This window comes from Prevotella sp. LCP21S3_D2 (assembly GCF_052118345.1).
Classification (GTDB): domain Bacteria; phylum Bacteroidota; class Bacteroidia; order Bacteroidales; family Bacteroidaceae; genus Prevotella.
The window spans coordinates 187,855-201,077 of record NZ_JBQKHJ010000003.1; the positions used below are offsets into that span (position 1 = coordinate 187,855).

The window sequence follows — 13,223 nt, forward strand, 5'->3', positions numbered from 1 at the left end:
TTTTATTTGCAAATCAGTTTGAAACTATCCACCCATAGGGTGCTGCCCACGGCTCCCAGGAAGTTGGCGCCGTCAGAACTTGATGAGCAGACGATGGCAAGACTGTAGCCGCCGTTTTTCAGCTTCAGTGGATCGATGGTCTTGCCGTAGGATTGATAGTCGAAATCTACGCTGAAGTGATGCCATTCCGGCGTGTTTCCGATTGCCACCTTGCCGTTGTCGTCATGGGTTTCGCCTACCAGGGCGAGAGCCACAATCTGCTTGCTGCTCTGTACGTTATCTCCGTAGAGTACTACCTGGTTTCCCTTCTCGTCGATGTTCTCGTAGAGCACGGCGTAGATGGTTCCGTAGTCCTTGCGGTCCAGCTCCTTCATTTCCTTGTCGGTGAATTTCTCTCCAGCCTGATACTTGTACCAGCCTTCCAGCTTGAGGGGTTTGCTGCTGAAACTGAACGGACGGCCGAACTTGGTAGCTTTCATCGCATCGCGCAGGGCATCGGTGGCGTCAAACTGTCCGATAAAGAGATTGCCGGCAGCGATAGGCTTCTTCACCATGTCGGCAAGCTTGCTGGTGCGCTGTGTGGTGAGCTTCACGCCCTTGCCCTGATAGCCTTCTTCTATCATCGTGGTAGGATATTCCTCCGGTTTAGCCGAACTGTTGCTTATCTTGAATCCCGGGTTTCCGGTTGCCCAGATGTCGAGTTCTTCGCCGTTCCAGTTTTCCTTCCAGTTGTAGTATCCCTTGTTGAGGTAGGCATTTTCGAATTCGAATTCAAATTCGTTGCTCATGGCGGTCTGTCCCTTCTTGATGCTCACCTGATAGGTGCGGGTCCATTGCTTGTCTTCTGATGTAACTACGTATGTTACAGGACCTTTTGAGAAGTCGTGCACGCTTCCGCTTTCGGGCTGGATGGTGGCGCCTGGGGTGAGTCGGAACTCCGGAGCCTGCCTGCTGAGGATGGCAAACGGACGCATGGTGAACTCTATCTTGTCCTGGTCGCTCTGCACGTTGACGAGGGTATCTGCCGCATTGGCAAACCACAGTTTCAGCAGTGGTCCGGGCTGGATATAAGCCTGTTCGATGTCGCATTCGGCATTGAGGGGCTCATCCTTGAAGCAAGATGTCAGCGAGAGGGTGCTGGCAGCAGTGAGAGATGCAATTATAAATTGAGATAAAACCTTTACTTTCATTTTGTTAAAACTTTTACTGTCTATAATCGATATATAAATCCGATGGCAAAGATACGATGAAAACGTGTAAATGCCAAATATTTTTCGTTTTATTTAACTAGTTAACAGAGAATTTGAATATTTCTGTTCGTTTTTTGGATAAAAGAAGTGCCCTGAAGGCGGGAAAAGCATCTTGTAATCAATGCTTTCCCTCTTCAGGGCTTTAGAATGATTCCCGCTGGAATCCTTCAAGCTTCTCTGGGTGTAGGATTCTTTTTACAATCCTACGTCTCCTGAGTCGGTGTTGCCAGAGTCAGTGTTGCCAGAGTCGGTGTTGCCCGGATCGGTGCTGCCTGGGTCAGTCTTGCCAGGGTCGGTGCCCTTGCTGTTGTCGAGACCCGTGTACTCGGTCATCTCCTCAGCCTTCACGTTGCGGAGCATGTTCTTCACGCGCTTGCCCTGTTCCATCTCGGTGGCAGGCAGGAAGATGACGTGCATGCCCTTGATGTTGGCACTGGTGAACTTCTTGGCGCTGTCGGCTGGGGTAGTGGTGAGTCCTACCTTGAAGGAGCCGAATCCGTCGAGCACTACTCGCTTGCCGTCGGCGAGACCGTAGCCGATCTCGGTTTCCAGGGCATTGATTACAGCAATGATGTCTGGCTCGGTCAGGGTGCATCGCTTGCTGATCTTGCCAGCAATCTCCTTGGTGTCAATAACACCGTCTACTACTGCTCGTCCATAGACCTTACCTTTGGTCTTGGAGTTCTTGCGGTTGTTAACTACTTTTCTGTACTTTACGCTCATAGTTTCGACGGATTTGCAATCCGTCGTTAAAAACTGTCCTAACCTCTTTGTGCGTGGGGATTTGTAATCCCCGGTAATCGGTTTGGCTCATTTGTTATAGTGGGATTACAAATCCCCGTTTTCATAGGTCGAACCTTTTTTACGGCGGATTTCAAATCCGCCGGGACGCCTATCGGAAGACAGTTCATAATCCACCACCCATCGTAACCTCCCGTTAGGCGTTTCGACGGATTTGCAATCCGTCGTTAAAAAATGTCCTAACCTCTTTGTGTTCTGGGGATTTGCAATCCCCGGTAATCGGTTTGGCTCATTTGTTATTGGGGGATTACAAATCCCCCGGTTTCATAGGTCGAACCTTTTTTTACGGCGGATTTTAAATCCGCCGGGACGGAATTATTTTACGTTTCGACGGATTTGCAATCCGTCGTCAAAAAATGTCCAAACCTCTTTGTGCCTGGGGATTTGCAATCCCCAGTAATCGGTTTGGCTCATTTGTTATAGGGGGATTACAAATCCGCCGGGACGGGAAATCCGTCGTTAAAAAATGTCCTAACCTCTTTGTGCCTGGGGATTTGCAATCCCCGGTAATTGGTTCTGGCTCATTTGTTATAGTGGGATTACAAATCCCCCGTTTTCAATGGTCGAACCTTTTTTTACGGCGGATTTCAAATCCGCCGGGACGGAAATCATCGGAACTTTCTGGATGACAGCATAGAAAAATCTGCGCCATCTGCGAAATTTGCGTGACTTTAAAAAACAGCAAGGATGTTCCGATGATTTTTCCGTGCGTAATCGCCTTTGACAAAAAAATCCCGGCACTTCTCACGAAGAGCCGGGATAAGATGACTTTTTAAACTACAGGGAATGCTAACAATAAACAAACCCTTATTTTTTCCTTTATTATGTCTCAGACTTAATTATGCCTTGCCTTCCATCTGAGCCTTGAGCTTAGCAAGTGCATCGATGTCACCGAGTGATGTGCTAGCTGCTACGTTGTTGATTGTAGGAGCATCGCTCTTGCGGCCACCGTTGCTGTGCTTGCGTGCTGGCTTAGATACAGGCTCGTCCTTACCCTCCTCGAATGTACGAGAGTGAGAGAGGATGATGCGCTTGGTCTCCTTAACGAACTCGATTACCTTGAAGTCGAGCTCCTCGCCCTTCTTAGCCATTGAGCCGTCAGCCTTTGTGAGGTGCTTTGGAGTAGCGAAGCCTTCGCCACCCTCGTTGAGAGCAACTACAGCACCCTTATCCATCATATCGATGATCTTACCAGTGTGAACAGAACCTGGAGTGTAGATTGTCTCATACTCATCCCATGGGTTCTTCTCCAACTGCTTGTGACCAAGGCTCAAGCGACGGTTCTCCTTATCGATTTCGAGAACTACTACATCGAGAGTTGCACCAACTGCTGTGAACTCTGATGGGTGCTTGATCTTCTTTGTCCAAGAGAGGTCAGAGATGTGGATCAAACCATCAACACCTTCCTCGAGCTCTACGAAGATACCGAAGTTAGTGAAGTTGCGAACCTTAGCAACGTGCTTGCTGCCTACAGGGAACTTAGTATCGATAGTTTCCCATGGGTCTTCCTTGAGCTGCTTGATACCAAGGCTCATCTTGCGCTCAGCACGGTCGAGAGTCAGGATAACAGCCTCTACGTCGTCGCCAACCTTCATGAAGTCGTTAGCAGAACGGAGGTGCTGGCTCCAAGACATCTCAGAAACGTGGATCAAGCCCTCTACACCTGGAGCAATCTCAACGAATGCACCGTAGTCAGCCATAACCACTACCTTACCCTTCACGTGATCACCAACCTTGAGGTTTGGATCAAGAGCATCCCATGGATGTGGAGTGAGCTGCTTCAAACCGAGAGCGATACGCTTCTTCTCCTCATCGAAGTCGAGGATAACAACATTGATCTTCTGGTCGAGAGAAACAACCTCGTGTGGATCGCTTACGCGGCCCCAAGAGAGGTCTGTGATGTGGATCAAACCGTCTACGCCACCAAGGTCAACGAATACACCGTAAGTAGTGATGTTCTTAACGGTACCTTCGAGGATCTGACCCTTTTCGAGCTTGCCGATGATCTCTTTACGCTGCTGCTCCAACTCCTGCTCGATGAGCGCCTTGTGAGAAACAACAACGTTGCGGAACTCCTGGTTGATCTTTACAACCTTGAACTCCATTGTCTTGCCTACGAATACGTCGTAGTCGCGTATAGGATGAACGTCGATCTGGCTTCCTGGCAAGAAAGCCTCGATACCGAAGACGTCAACGATCATACCGCCCTTAGTGCGGCACTTGATGTAACCCTGGATGATCTCCTCGTTCTCGAGAGCAGCGTTAACACGCTCCCAAGACTTGCTGAGGCGAGCCTTCTTGTGAGAGAGTACCAACTGACCCTTTACGTCCTCCTGGTTCTCTACGTAAACCTCTACCTTGTCGCCTACCTTGAGGTCTGGGTTGTAACGGAACTCAGAAGCTGGGATGATACCGTCGCTCTTGTAGCCGATGTTTACGATAACCTCTTTCTTATCAACAGAGATTACTGTACCCTCTACTACCTGGTGCTCAGTTACCTTGTTCAATGTTTCGTCATAGGCCTTCTCGAGGTCCTCTTTGCTGACGCCTGCGTTTGTACCCTGCTCAAACTCTTCCCAATTGAAGTCGTCGAGTGGCTGTACGTTCTTGAAATTTGACATAAAAATTAATTAAAAATTTAAATTTAATAAAGTTTGACTTTATGTGAATTATATAAAACGGCTGCAAAATTACTCATTTTCTTTGATTTACAAGCGTTTATCTCCACTTTTCTTTCTTCTGTTAATGATATTTAACTAAAAAGGCTCTCTTTCCCTCTCTGCCGGATGCTTTTCGCCAGCTTTCTTCCTTATGGAACCGTTAACAATAAATAATGTATACATCTATTAATGATTACTTTCATTTTGTGCGCACACAGTCGGCTTTTTGTTTCATTTGCATGAAATTTGCGTTAAATACATTAAAAAAAAAACTCGAAATGCTTGTGATATCAAATAATTTGTTACCTTTGCCATTGAATTAGTAATTATGAAAATATTGATTTAACAGTAGAGAATATGACGCTGGTCATCCTTACCATATTAGTGCTTGCCTACGTGCTCATTGCAACTGAGAACGTGACCAAGGTGAACCGTGCTGCCGTGGCTATCTTTGCCGGAACGGTGGGATGGGTGCTATTTGTGTGCTTTGGTATGGACTTCGTTACCAGCGAGCATATGGCTGACTATTCCCGGTTCCTCCATCTCGGAGATGCCGATTCCACAAGCACTACTGTCAAGTACTACATCTCCCGCAACATCTTCCTCCCTTGGGTGGGCAGGGCAGCTGAAATCGTGCTGTTCCTGCTGGCTACGATGACCATCGTGGAGATTCTCAACAACAATGGCTGCTTCGACTTCGTAAGACAGCTGTTGCGCACCCGCAGCAGCAAGAAGATGCTATGGACGCTCGCCATCGTTACTTTCCTGATTTCAATCAACCTCGATAACCTGACCACTACCGTGATGATGCTTACTATGATGCACGCCATCATACCTAGCCGCCGTCAGAGAATGATTTATGGCAGTGCCATCCTCCTGGCTGCCAACTGTGGCGGAGCACTCACCGTGATAGGTAATCCTGAAGGACTGGTGCTCTGGAATTCCGGAGCCGTCACAGCCACCGTCTTCTCTTTCTCCCTGCTTCTCCCTTGTCTCGCTGCCTGGCTCATCCCGACGGCGATGATGATGCGCATGCTGCCGGAGAGGGTAGACAGCGAATGGATCGTGATGCCTTATAGAGGCGATGATACAAGACTCAACGCATGGCAGAGACAGCTGATGCTCTTCGTGGGTATCGGCGGACTCTGGTTTATCCCTACATTCCATAACATCACCAAGCTCAGTCCGTTCCTGGGCGCATTGTGCGTGCTCAGCATCCTGTGGATTGTGAACGAAATCTTCAACCGCAAGCTCATGAACATGGATGCGATGGTGGAACGTCGCACCCCTAGAGTGCTGCAATATGGCGTGATACAGATGATTCTCTTCGTGATGGGAATAATAATGGCTGTTGGCGTAGTGAAGGAATCAGGCGCCTTCGACGACCTGATGAACCTGCTGGGCTGGGGAGAGGAGAGCCCTAACGTATGGCTGCACGGCATTGCTGCAGGCGTACTGAGTACCGTGCTCGACAACTTTGCCACCGCCATGAACTTCTTCTCACTGCACGACGTAGTGGGACTGGGCGACCCATCCATGGTCCTGGATTCAAACTACAGCACCAACGGACTCTACTGGCAGGTAGTAGCCTACTGCGTGATGGCAGGCGGCAACGTATTGGGCATCGGAACCATCAGCGGCCTTGCCCTGATGAAGATGGAACACATGCACATGGGCTGGTTCTTCCGCAACATCGGCTGGAAGGCTCTCGTGGGTGGCGTGGCAGGTCTCGCTATCCTCTGGCTCTCCCATACCCTGATGGGCGGAACCATGTACCTGATGATTTAAACCATATCTGAAGAAGAAAAAGGGGATGGAAACACGCATCCCGAAGATGAAAAGGACAATTGGATCTAAGAGAAAAACAGAAAAAATAAACTATTAATAAATTTATCATATATATAATAAGGTAATATAGTTATGGCAAAGATTAAGACTATAGGAATTTTGACTTCTGGAGGTGATGCTCCAGGTATGAACGCAGCAATCCGTGCTGTGACCCGTGCGGCCATCTACAACGGATTCAACGTGAAGGGTATTTACCGTGGCTATGACGGTCTCATCAATGATGAAATCGTACCATTCACTACAGAGAACGTGAGCGGTATCATCGGTACCGGAGGTACGATACTGAAGACAGCCCGTTCCAAGGAGTTCATGACCGAGGAAGGACGCCAGAAGGCTTTTGAGAATATCCAGAAAGAGGAAATAGATGCACTCGTTGTCATCGGAGGTAACGGTTCGCTTACCGGAGCGATGAATTTCGCGAGTGAGTTTGATATCTGCTGTATCGGATTGCCTGGTACCATCGACAACGACCTCTACGGCACTGACAATACCATCGGATATGATACTACCATGAACACCATCGTAGAGTGCGTGGACCGTATCCGTGATACAGCACAGAGCCACGAGCGTATCTTCTTCATCGAAGTGATGGGACGAGATGCCGGCTTCCTGGCTCAGAACTCAGCCATCGCCAGCGGTGCAGAGGCTGCCATCATCCCAGAGGATTCTACCGACGTAGACCAGTTGGCACAGTTCATGGAGCGTGGTATCCGCAAGTCAAAGAAGAGCTGTATCGTCATCGTGTCAGAGAGTCCTAAGTGTGGTGCGCTCTATTATGCAGACCGTGTACGCAAGGAGTTCCCTGAGTTCGACGTACGTGTATCTATCCTGGGTCACCTGCAGCGTGGCGGTCGTCCATCAGCCCGTGACCGCATCCTTGCCAGCCGTACCGGTTGCGGTGCCATCGAGGCAATCATGCAGGGTCAGCGCAACGTGATGATAGGCGTGCGCAACAACGAGGTGGTATACGTACCGCTTTCAGAGGCCATCCGTTCAGACAAGCCGTTCGACCGCAAGCTCATCAAGGTTCTCGACGAGTTGAGTATCTAAAAGAGACGAGTTGAGTATCTAAAAGAGACGGGTTGAGTATCGCGAAAAGGCGGTTGGGTATCCGAAAGAAGGATTCCTAATTTGAAAATTGTCTTAAACGGTACAAATGTGGTTTAATAAGGTATAAAAACCGTATAAAACCATAAAAAGATTTGCGGTTTTCATAAATTATTGTTACTTTTGCCGCCGGGAATTGAGAGAGCGGAGCCATGGGCGAGGTTCGTCAGTTCCCGGGCAAAACAGGGGCGAAGCCACTAGGCGAATCTCCCCACTATCTACTTGGTCAAGAAAGAAGCTGATACAACTCCTATTCCTGATTTCGAGCGAATAGAACAATAGAAAAATAATATAAAAAATAACCTTTAAATTAATAAGCTTATGTCACAAATTAACGGACGCATCTCGCAGATCATCGGTCCGGTTATCGACGTTTACTTCGATACCAAGGGCGAGAATCCTGAGAAGGTGCTTCCTAAGATCTACGAAGCTCTGAAGGTGAAACGCCCAGACGGACGCGAACTGGTCATCGAGGTGCAGCAGCACATCGGTGAGGACACAGTGCGCTGCGTTGCTATGGACAACACCGACGGCTTGCAGCGTGGCTTGGAGGTTGTCTCTACAGGCAATCCTATCGTCATGCCGGCAGGTGAGCAGATCAAGGGCCGTATGATGAATGTCATCGGACAGCCTATTGATGGTATGAAAGAATTGGACATGAAGGGCGCTTATCCTATCCACCGCGAAGCTCCTAAGTTTGACGAACTGTCAACCCACAAGGAGATGCTTGCTACCGGTATCAAGGTCATCGACCTGCTCGAGCCTTACATGAAGGGTGGTAAGATTGGTCTTTTCGGTGGAGCCGGTGTAGGTAAGACGGTGCTCATCATGGAGTTGATCAACAACATTGCCAAGGGACACAACGGATACTCTGTATTCGCAGGTGTAGGTGAGCGTACCCGTGAGGGTAACGACTTGATTCGAGACATGCTCGAGTCTGGCGTTATCAAGTATGGTGAAAAGTTCAGAAAGGCAATGGACGAAGGTAAGTGGGATCTTTCTCTCGTAGACCCAGAGGAGCTGGCAAAGAGTCAGGCTACCCTGGTATACGGACAGATGAACGAGCCACCTGGGGCACGTGCTTCAGTTGCGCTTTCAGGACTGACCGTTGCCGAGGAGTTCCGTGATCACGGAGGCAAGGACGGTGAGGCAGCAGATATCATGTTCTTCATCGACAACATCTTCCGTTTCACCCAGGCAGGTTCTGAGGTTTCTGCGTTGCTCGGTCGTATGCCATCAGCCGTAGGTTATCAGCCAACACTGGCTTCTGAGATGGGTGCCATGCAGGAGCGAATCACTTCTACCAAGAACGGTTCCATCACTTCCGTGCAGGCTGTATACGTTCCTGCCGACGACTTGACCGACCCTGCTCCAGCTACCACCTTTACCCACCTGGATGCTACCACAGAGCTTTCCCGTAAGATTGCCTCTCTCGGTATCTATCCTGCTGTAGACCCACTGGGTTCTACCTCTCGTATCCTCGACCCGCTGATTGTGGGCAAGGCTCACTACGATTGTGCACAGCGAGTAAAGCAGTTGCTGCAGCGTTACAACGAGTTGCAGGATATCATCGCCATCCTCGGTATGGATGAACTTTCGGATGAGGATAAGTTGACCGTGAACCGTGCACGTCGTGTACAGCGTTTCCTGAGTCAGCCATTCACCGTAGCCGAGCAGTTTACCGGTCTGAAGGGTGTGATGGTTCCTATCGAAGAGACTATCAAGGGCTTCAACGCCATCCTTGACGGTGAGGTAGACGACCTGCCAGAGCAGGCATTCCTCAACGTAGGTACTATCGAGGATGCGAAGGAGAAGGCTAAGCAGTTGCTTGCAGCAGCACAGGCGTAATCTTTAAATCCACGGCTTATGTTACAGCTAAAGATAGTATCTCCTGAGAAAGTAGTCTTCCAGGGTGAGGTGGAGAGCGTACTGGTTCCGGGAACCCTCGGCTCGTTCGAGATTCTCAAAGACCACGCACCTATCATCTCTTCGCTCGAAGTGGGCAAGGTAGAGTATACCACCAAGGAAGGCAAGCAGGCAATGAACATCAAGGGCGGATTCGTGGAATGTAAGAAAAACGAAGTAAGCCTTTGCGTAGAAGTTTAGATTAATTAATAATTGATAATTAACAATTAATAATTATACATTGTACATTGTCAATTATACATTATACTTAGAACAATGGAAAAAGAAGAAAAGTTGCGCTTGCAGACTATCAGACAGGCGAGTATCAGGTATAAGCAGATTTCTTTGTGGCTTACAGCAGCAGTGGCTCTTGCCGTGCTCTTTGCCTGCAGATTGTCTGCTCAATGCGATGATATGATAGCCCAGGTTGTTAACCCGCTGGTAGTGAGTGCGATATTCTCGCTCGTTGCAAGTACTGCTTATGGTGAAGCCTGGAAGGCTGTGGCTAAATCATCTCCCGCCAATCTCGCCAAGTTCTACCTGGCGGCATTGGTCTTGAAGCTGATGGCCGGTACACTGGTGTTCCTCATCTACGTGCTGGTATGCGACAGGCAGAACATCCTGGGATTCACTGCCATCTTCGCCCTGTTCTATGTAGTGCTTCTCGTGTTCGACTGCATCTACTTCGCTCGGGTAGAGAAAAAGAACCGTCTTTCATAAGCGGTTCTGAAACAAATAATTAACTGAACTTTCGCATATGGGGAAGTTAAGTGAAGTTAGGGAAGTTAGAAGGAAGTTAAGGGACACATGTCCTACGTTTTACGCTAGAAGACTATTGTCCCTTAACGTCCAGAACGACCGTAGGGAGTGATAACTTCTTTGACTTCAATCAATTCCCTCACTTGCGAATAATTAATAAACAAAAGTAAGAATTAAAGAATATGAAACATCTCAAGCAATTCCTCTTGATGGCGATGCTGCTCTTCACGCTGGCACCTGTGCAGGTATCGGCCAAGGAAGACATCGACGTGAAAGAGATATTGTGGGGTCATATCAAGGATTCTTATGAATGGCATATCACTAAGGTGGGAGATCATCCCGTAGTGATTCATCTGCCTATCATCGTGAAGAGCTCAACGGGCTGGCACGTCTTCTGCAGCAGCCAATTCTCGGAAGAGAAGGATGCCAACGGAGACCGTCCGGGACCATTCAACCTCGTCATCAAGAACGGTGATGCACAGACGAATCCCAACAAGATAGTAGAGAAGGTGGGAGGTCAGGAGGTTCGTCCTCTCGACATCTCCATCACGAAGACCGTTTGCGTGCTCTTCATCGACGCTATCATCCTGTTGCTCTGCATCCTGATACCAGCCAGCTGGTGCAGGAAGCACAAGGTGGATGACCCTGCACCAAAGGGATTTACAGGACTGATGCACATGTTCGTCATGTCGGTATATGACGATGTGATCAAGGCTACACTGGGTAAGGAAGCCCCTAAGTATGCACCATGGCTGCTTACTTGCTTCTTCTTCATCTTCGTGGCCAACATCATGGGTATCGTACCATTCCCTCCAGGTGGTGGTAACCTGACAGGTAATATCGCCTGCACCGCATTCTTCGGTGTGACGACCTTCCTGATCACCAACTTCACCGGTACGAAGGAATACTGGAAGGACATCTTCTGGCCAGAAGTACCAACCTGGCTGAAGGTTCCAGTGCCATTGATGCCATTCATCGAGCTTTTCGGTATCTTCACGAAACCGTTGGCTTTGATTATCCGACTCTTCGCCAACATGATGGCGGGTCACGCCATCGCACTTTCGTTTGCGGCTATCATTTTCATCATGTTCAACATCAGTGAGAATGCTATCGCCAACTATGTGGCAGGTACGGGTATGACAGCAGTAAGTATTGCGATGAGTGTCTTCATGATGCTCCTCGAAGTATTGGTAAGCTACATTCAGGCATTGGTATTCACCATGCTGAGTGCAGTATTCATCTCGCTGGCTCATGTAAAGTCTCATGAGGCTGAGCCAGAGGTTGCTTAATACATTGAACTTTGAAGTTTGAACTTTATGAGAAGTTTGAACATTGGACTTCATGATTTGATGTAGAGGCAAAATTTCAATTAAACAATAAATAAAGAAAATATTAACAACTTAAATTATAAGATTATGTTATCACTTTTATTAGCAGCAGAGATTGCAAAGTTGGGTGCCGCAGTAGGTGCAGGTTTGGCCGCTATTGGCGCAGGTATTGGTATCGGTCGCATTGGTGGCCAGGCTATGGATGCTATGGCACGCCAGCCAGAGAAGATGGGCGACCTCCGTTCTTCTATGATTATTGCAGCTGCGTTGGTTGAGGGTGTTGCGTTCTTCGCTGTCATCATCGCCATCTTGGCAATCGTTATGTAATCATCTCATATGTCACTATCATCAGCCCCGGATCAAGGATATCCTCCAGAGTTTCTGCCGGATTCTGAAGCCGGGGTAGGATAGAGACTTTTCTAGAGTTAGTTAAAATAAAAACGTTTAAGTAAAACTTTAACCAGTATATATGGATTTATTGATTCCTGATAGCGGTTTGCTCTTTTGGATGACAGTCGTTTTTCTGATTGTCTTCGTCATCTTGAGAAAGGCTGGTTTCGGAGCCATCGTCAAGATGGTGACCGAGCGCAAGGCCTTCATCGACGAGAGCCTGAAGAAAGCTCACGAGGCCAACGAGAAGCTTGCCAATATCCAAAAAGAAGGTGAATCCATCTTGCAGGAAGCTCGCGAGAAGCAGGCTGCCATCCTCAGAGAGGCTGCCGAAACACGCGACGCCATCGTAGAGAAAGCACAGAATAAGGCTCGCGAAGAGGGAGCAAGACTCCTCTCTGACGCCAAGGCACAGATTGAATCGGAGAAGCAGAACGCCATTCGCGAAATCCGTGGTCAGGTGGCTGAACTCTCTGTTCTGATTGCTGAGAAGGTGCTCAAGGCTAAGCTCTCTGACGACAAGGCACAGATGGATATGATAAATCGGCTGCTGGACGAGGTTTCTTCTGACAACAAATAGTAAAGCTTATGGATATAGGTGTAATATCGGTGCGTTATGCCCGTGCCCTCATCAAGAGCGCACTCAGCATGAAGCTCGAAGATCAGGTCTACCAGGAGATGCAGACGCTCTACAAGAGCTACATCGACGTGCCTGAACTGAGATTTACGATAGACAACCCTATGCTCTCTAAAGACAAGAAGCTGGCGCTTCTCACCACAGCCCTGGGCAAGAACCCATCCGAGCTGAGCAAGAAGTTCATCGCACTCGTTCTGAAGGAGGATAGGGAGAGCACCCTGCAATTCATGGCTGCTTCGTATATCACTCTTTACAGGAAACAGAAGAACATCATCCGCGGTAAGCTGATCACCGCCACTGCCGTTGACGCCTCTACTGAGGATAAGATGCGCAAGATGGTGGAGCAGAGAACGCAAGGTACTGTGGAGTTCAAGACTGAGGTGAACCCGGATATCATCGGTGGTTTCATCCTTGAGTATGATACTTACAGAATGGATGCGAGCGTAAAGACTAAGCTCAACAACATTCTGACACAGCTCAAAAAGTAATTTTTTTGAGTAGTTAAGAATTTAAGAAGTTAAAGGAGTTAAGACAACAC

12 protein-coding genes are annotated in these 13,223 nt (G+C 48.5%); 9 read left to right on the forward strand and 3 right to left on the reverse strand.

The window, feature by feature from the left end; all coding sequences use genetic code 11:
* Positions 1 to 2: 2 nt before the first annotated feature.
* The 3 genes from ACTQ16_RS04130 to rpsA all read right to left on the reverse strand — a co-directional run bounded on the left by ACTQ16_RS04130 (position 3) and on the right by rpsA (position 4,672).
* Entirely contained in the window at positions 3 to 1,190 is a 1,188-nt protein-coding gene (locus ACTQ16_RS04130; protein ID WP_441936221.1) for a PCMD domain-containing protein, read from the reverse strand.
* 255 nt (positions 1,191 to 1,445) lie between these two features.
* Positions 1,446 to 1,973: an HU family DNA-binding protein gene (locus ACTQ16_RS04135; RefSeq protein ID WP_441936222.1), complete on the reverse strand. Its 528-nt coding sequence runs from the start codon at positions 1,971 to 1,973 to the stop codon at positions 1,446 to 1,448.
* A 917-nt stretch (positions 1,974 to 2,890) separates the two neighbouring features.
* Positions 2,891 to 4,672, reverse strand: coding sequence for a 30S ribosomal protein S1 (rpsA, locus tag ACTQ16_RS04140; RefSeq protein WP_294971651.1), 1,782 nt, complete (start codon positions 4,670 to 4,672; stop codon positions 2,891 to 2,893).
* A 396-nt stretch (positions 4,673 to 5,068) separates the two neighbouring features.
* On the opposite strand from rpsA, the gene ACTQ16_RS04145 reads away from it, so the two are divergent.
* The 9 genes from ACTQ16_RS04145 (at position 5,069) to ACTQ16_RS04185 (ending at position 13,173) form a co-directional block, all read left to right on the forward strand.
* On the forward strand, positions 5,069 to 6,499 hold the full coding sequence (locus ACTQ16_RS04145) for an SLC13 family permease (RefSeq protein WP_441936224.1): 1,431 nt from the start codon (positions 5,069 to 5,071) through the stop codon (positions 6,497 to 6,499).
* Positions 6,500 to 6,631: 132 nt separating this feature from the next.
* A complete protein-coding gene (pfkA, locus tag ACTQ16_RS04150; RefSeq protein WP_294971656.1) occupies positions 6,632 to 7,609 on the forward strand; it encodes a 6-phosphofructokinase in 978 nt (325 codons plus the stop codon).
* Between the two features lie 378 nt (positions 7,610 to 7,987).
* Entirely contained in the window at positions 7,988 to 9,514 is a 1,527-nt protein-coding gene (atpD, locus tag ACTQ16_RS04155; protein ID WP_153123500.1) for a F0F1 ATP synthase subunit beta, read from the forward strand.
* 18 nt (positions 9,515 to 9,532) lie between these two features.
* Positions 9,533 to 9,772 carry an ATP synthase F1 subunit epsilon gene (gene atpC, locus ACTQ16_RS04160; RefSeq protein WP_203038663.1) on the forward strand — a complete coding sequence of 80 codons (240 nt, stop codon included), beginning with the start codon at positions 9,533 to 9,535 and terminating at the stop codon, positions 9,770 to 9,772.
* Positions 9,773 to 9,847: 75 nt separating this feature from the next.
* Positions 9,848 to 10,291 (forward strand): hypothetical protein, encoded by a 444-nt coding sequence (locus ACTQ16_RS04165; protein ID WP_441936225.1) that lies wholly within the window; start codon positions 9,848 to 9,850, stop codon positions 10,289 to 10,291.
* A gap of 221 nt (positions 10,292 to 10,512) precedes the next feature.
* Positions 10,513 to 11,619 (forward strand): F0F1 ATP synthase subunit A, encoded by a 1,107-nt coding sequence (gene atpB / locus ACTQ16_RS04170; RefSeq protein ID WP_294971662.1) that lies wholly within the window; start codon positions 10,513 to 10,515, stop codon positions 11,617 to 11,619.
* 126 nt (positions 11,620 to 11,745) lie between these two features.
* On the forward strand, positions 11,746 to 11,985 hold the full coding sequence (atpE, locus tag ACTQ16_RS04175; RefSeq protein ID WP_006846851.1) for an ATP synthase F0 subunit C: 240 nt from the start codon (positions 11,746 to 11,748) through the stop codon (positions 11,983 to 11,985).
* Between the two features lie 142 nt (positions 11,986 to 12,127).
* Positions 12,128 to 12,628, forward strand: coding sequence for a F0F1 ATP synthase subunit B (gene atpF, locus ACTQ16_RS04180; protein ID WP_441936227.1), 501 nt, complete (start codon positions 12,128 to 12,130; stop codon positions 12,626 to 12,628).
* Positions 12,629 to 12,636: 8 nt separating this feature from the next.
* Positions 12,637 to 13,173 carry a F0F1 ATP synthase subunit delta gene (locus ACTQ16_RS04185; protein WP_295348541.1) on the forward strand — a complete coding sequence of 179 codons (537 nt, stop codon included), beginning with the start codon at positions 12,637 to 12,639 and terminating at the stop codon, positions 13,171 to 13,173.
* Positions 13,174 to 13,223 lie beyond the last annotated feature (50 nt).

Bases quoted from the DNA above. Each gene is read 5' to 3' on its own strand.
- atpD (WP_153123500.1), top strand. From the start codon at position 7,988: ATGTCACAAATTAACGGACGCATCTCGCAGATCATCGGTCCGGTTATC.
- ACTQ16_RS04130 (WP_441936221.1), bottom strand. From the start codon at position 1,190: ATGAAAGTAAAGGTTTTATCTCAATTTATAATTGCATCTCTCACTGCT.
- ACTQ16_RS04135 (WP_441936222.1), bottom strand. From the start codon at position 1,973: ATGAGCGTAAAGTACAGAAAAGTAGTTAACAACCGCAAGAACTCCAAG.
- atpE (WP_006846851.1), top strand. From the start codon at position 11,746: ATGTTATCACTTTTATTAGCAGCAGAGATTGCAAAGTTGGGTGCCGCA.
- ACTQ16_RS04165 (WP_441936225.1), top strand. From the start codon at position 9,848: ATGGAAAAAGAAGAAAAGTTGCGCTTGCAGACTATCAGACAGGCGAGT.
- atpC (WP_203038663.1), top strand. From the start codon at position 9,533: ATGTTACAGCTAAAGATAGTATCTCCTGAGAAAGTAGTCTTCCAGGGT.
- ACTQ16_RS04185 (WP_295348541.1), top strand. From the start codon at position 12,637: ATGGATATAGGTGTAATATCGGTGCGTTATGCCCGTGCCCTCATCAAG.
- atpB (WP_294971662.1), top strand. From the start codon at position 10,513: ATGAAACATCTCAAGCAATTCCTCTTGATGGCGATGCTGCTCTTCACG.
- rpsA (WP_294971651.1), bottom strand. From the start codon at position 4,672: ATGTCAAATTTCAAGAACGTACAGCCACTCGACGACTTCAATTGGGAA.
- pfkA (WP_294971656.1), top strand. From the start codon at position 6,632: ATGGCAAAGATTAAGACTATAGGAATTTTGACTTCTGGAGGTGATGCT.
- atpF (WP_441936227.1), top strand. From the start codon at position 12,128: ATGGATTTATTGATTCCTGATAGCGGTTTGCTCTTTTGGATGACAGTC.
- ACTQ16_RS04145 (WP_441936224.1), top strand. From the start codon at position 5,069: ATGACGCTGGTCATCCTTACCATATTAGTGCTTGCCTACGTGCTCATT.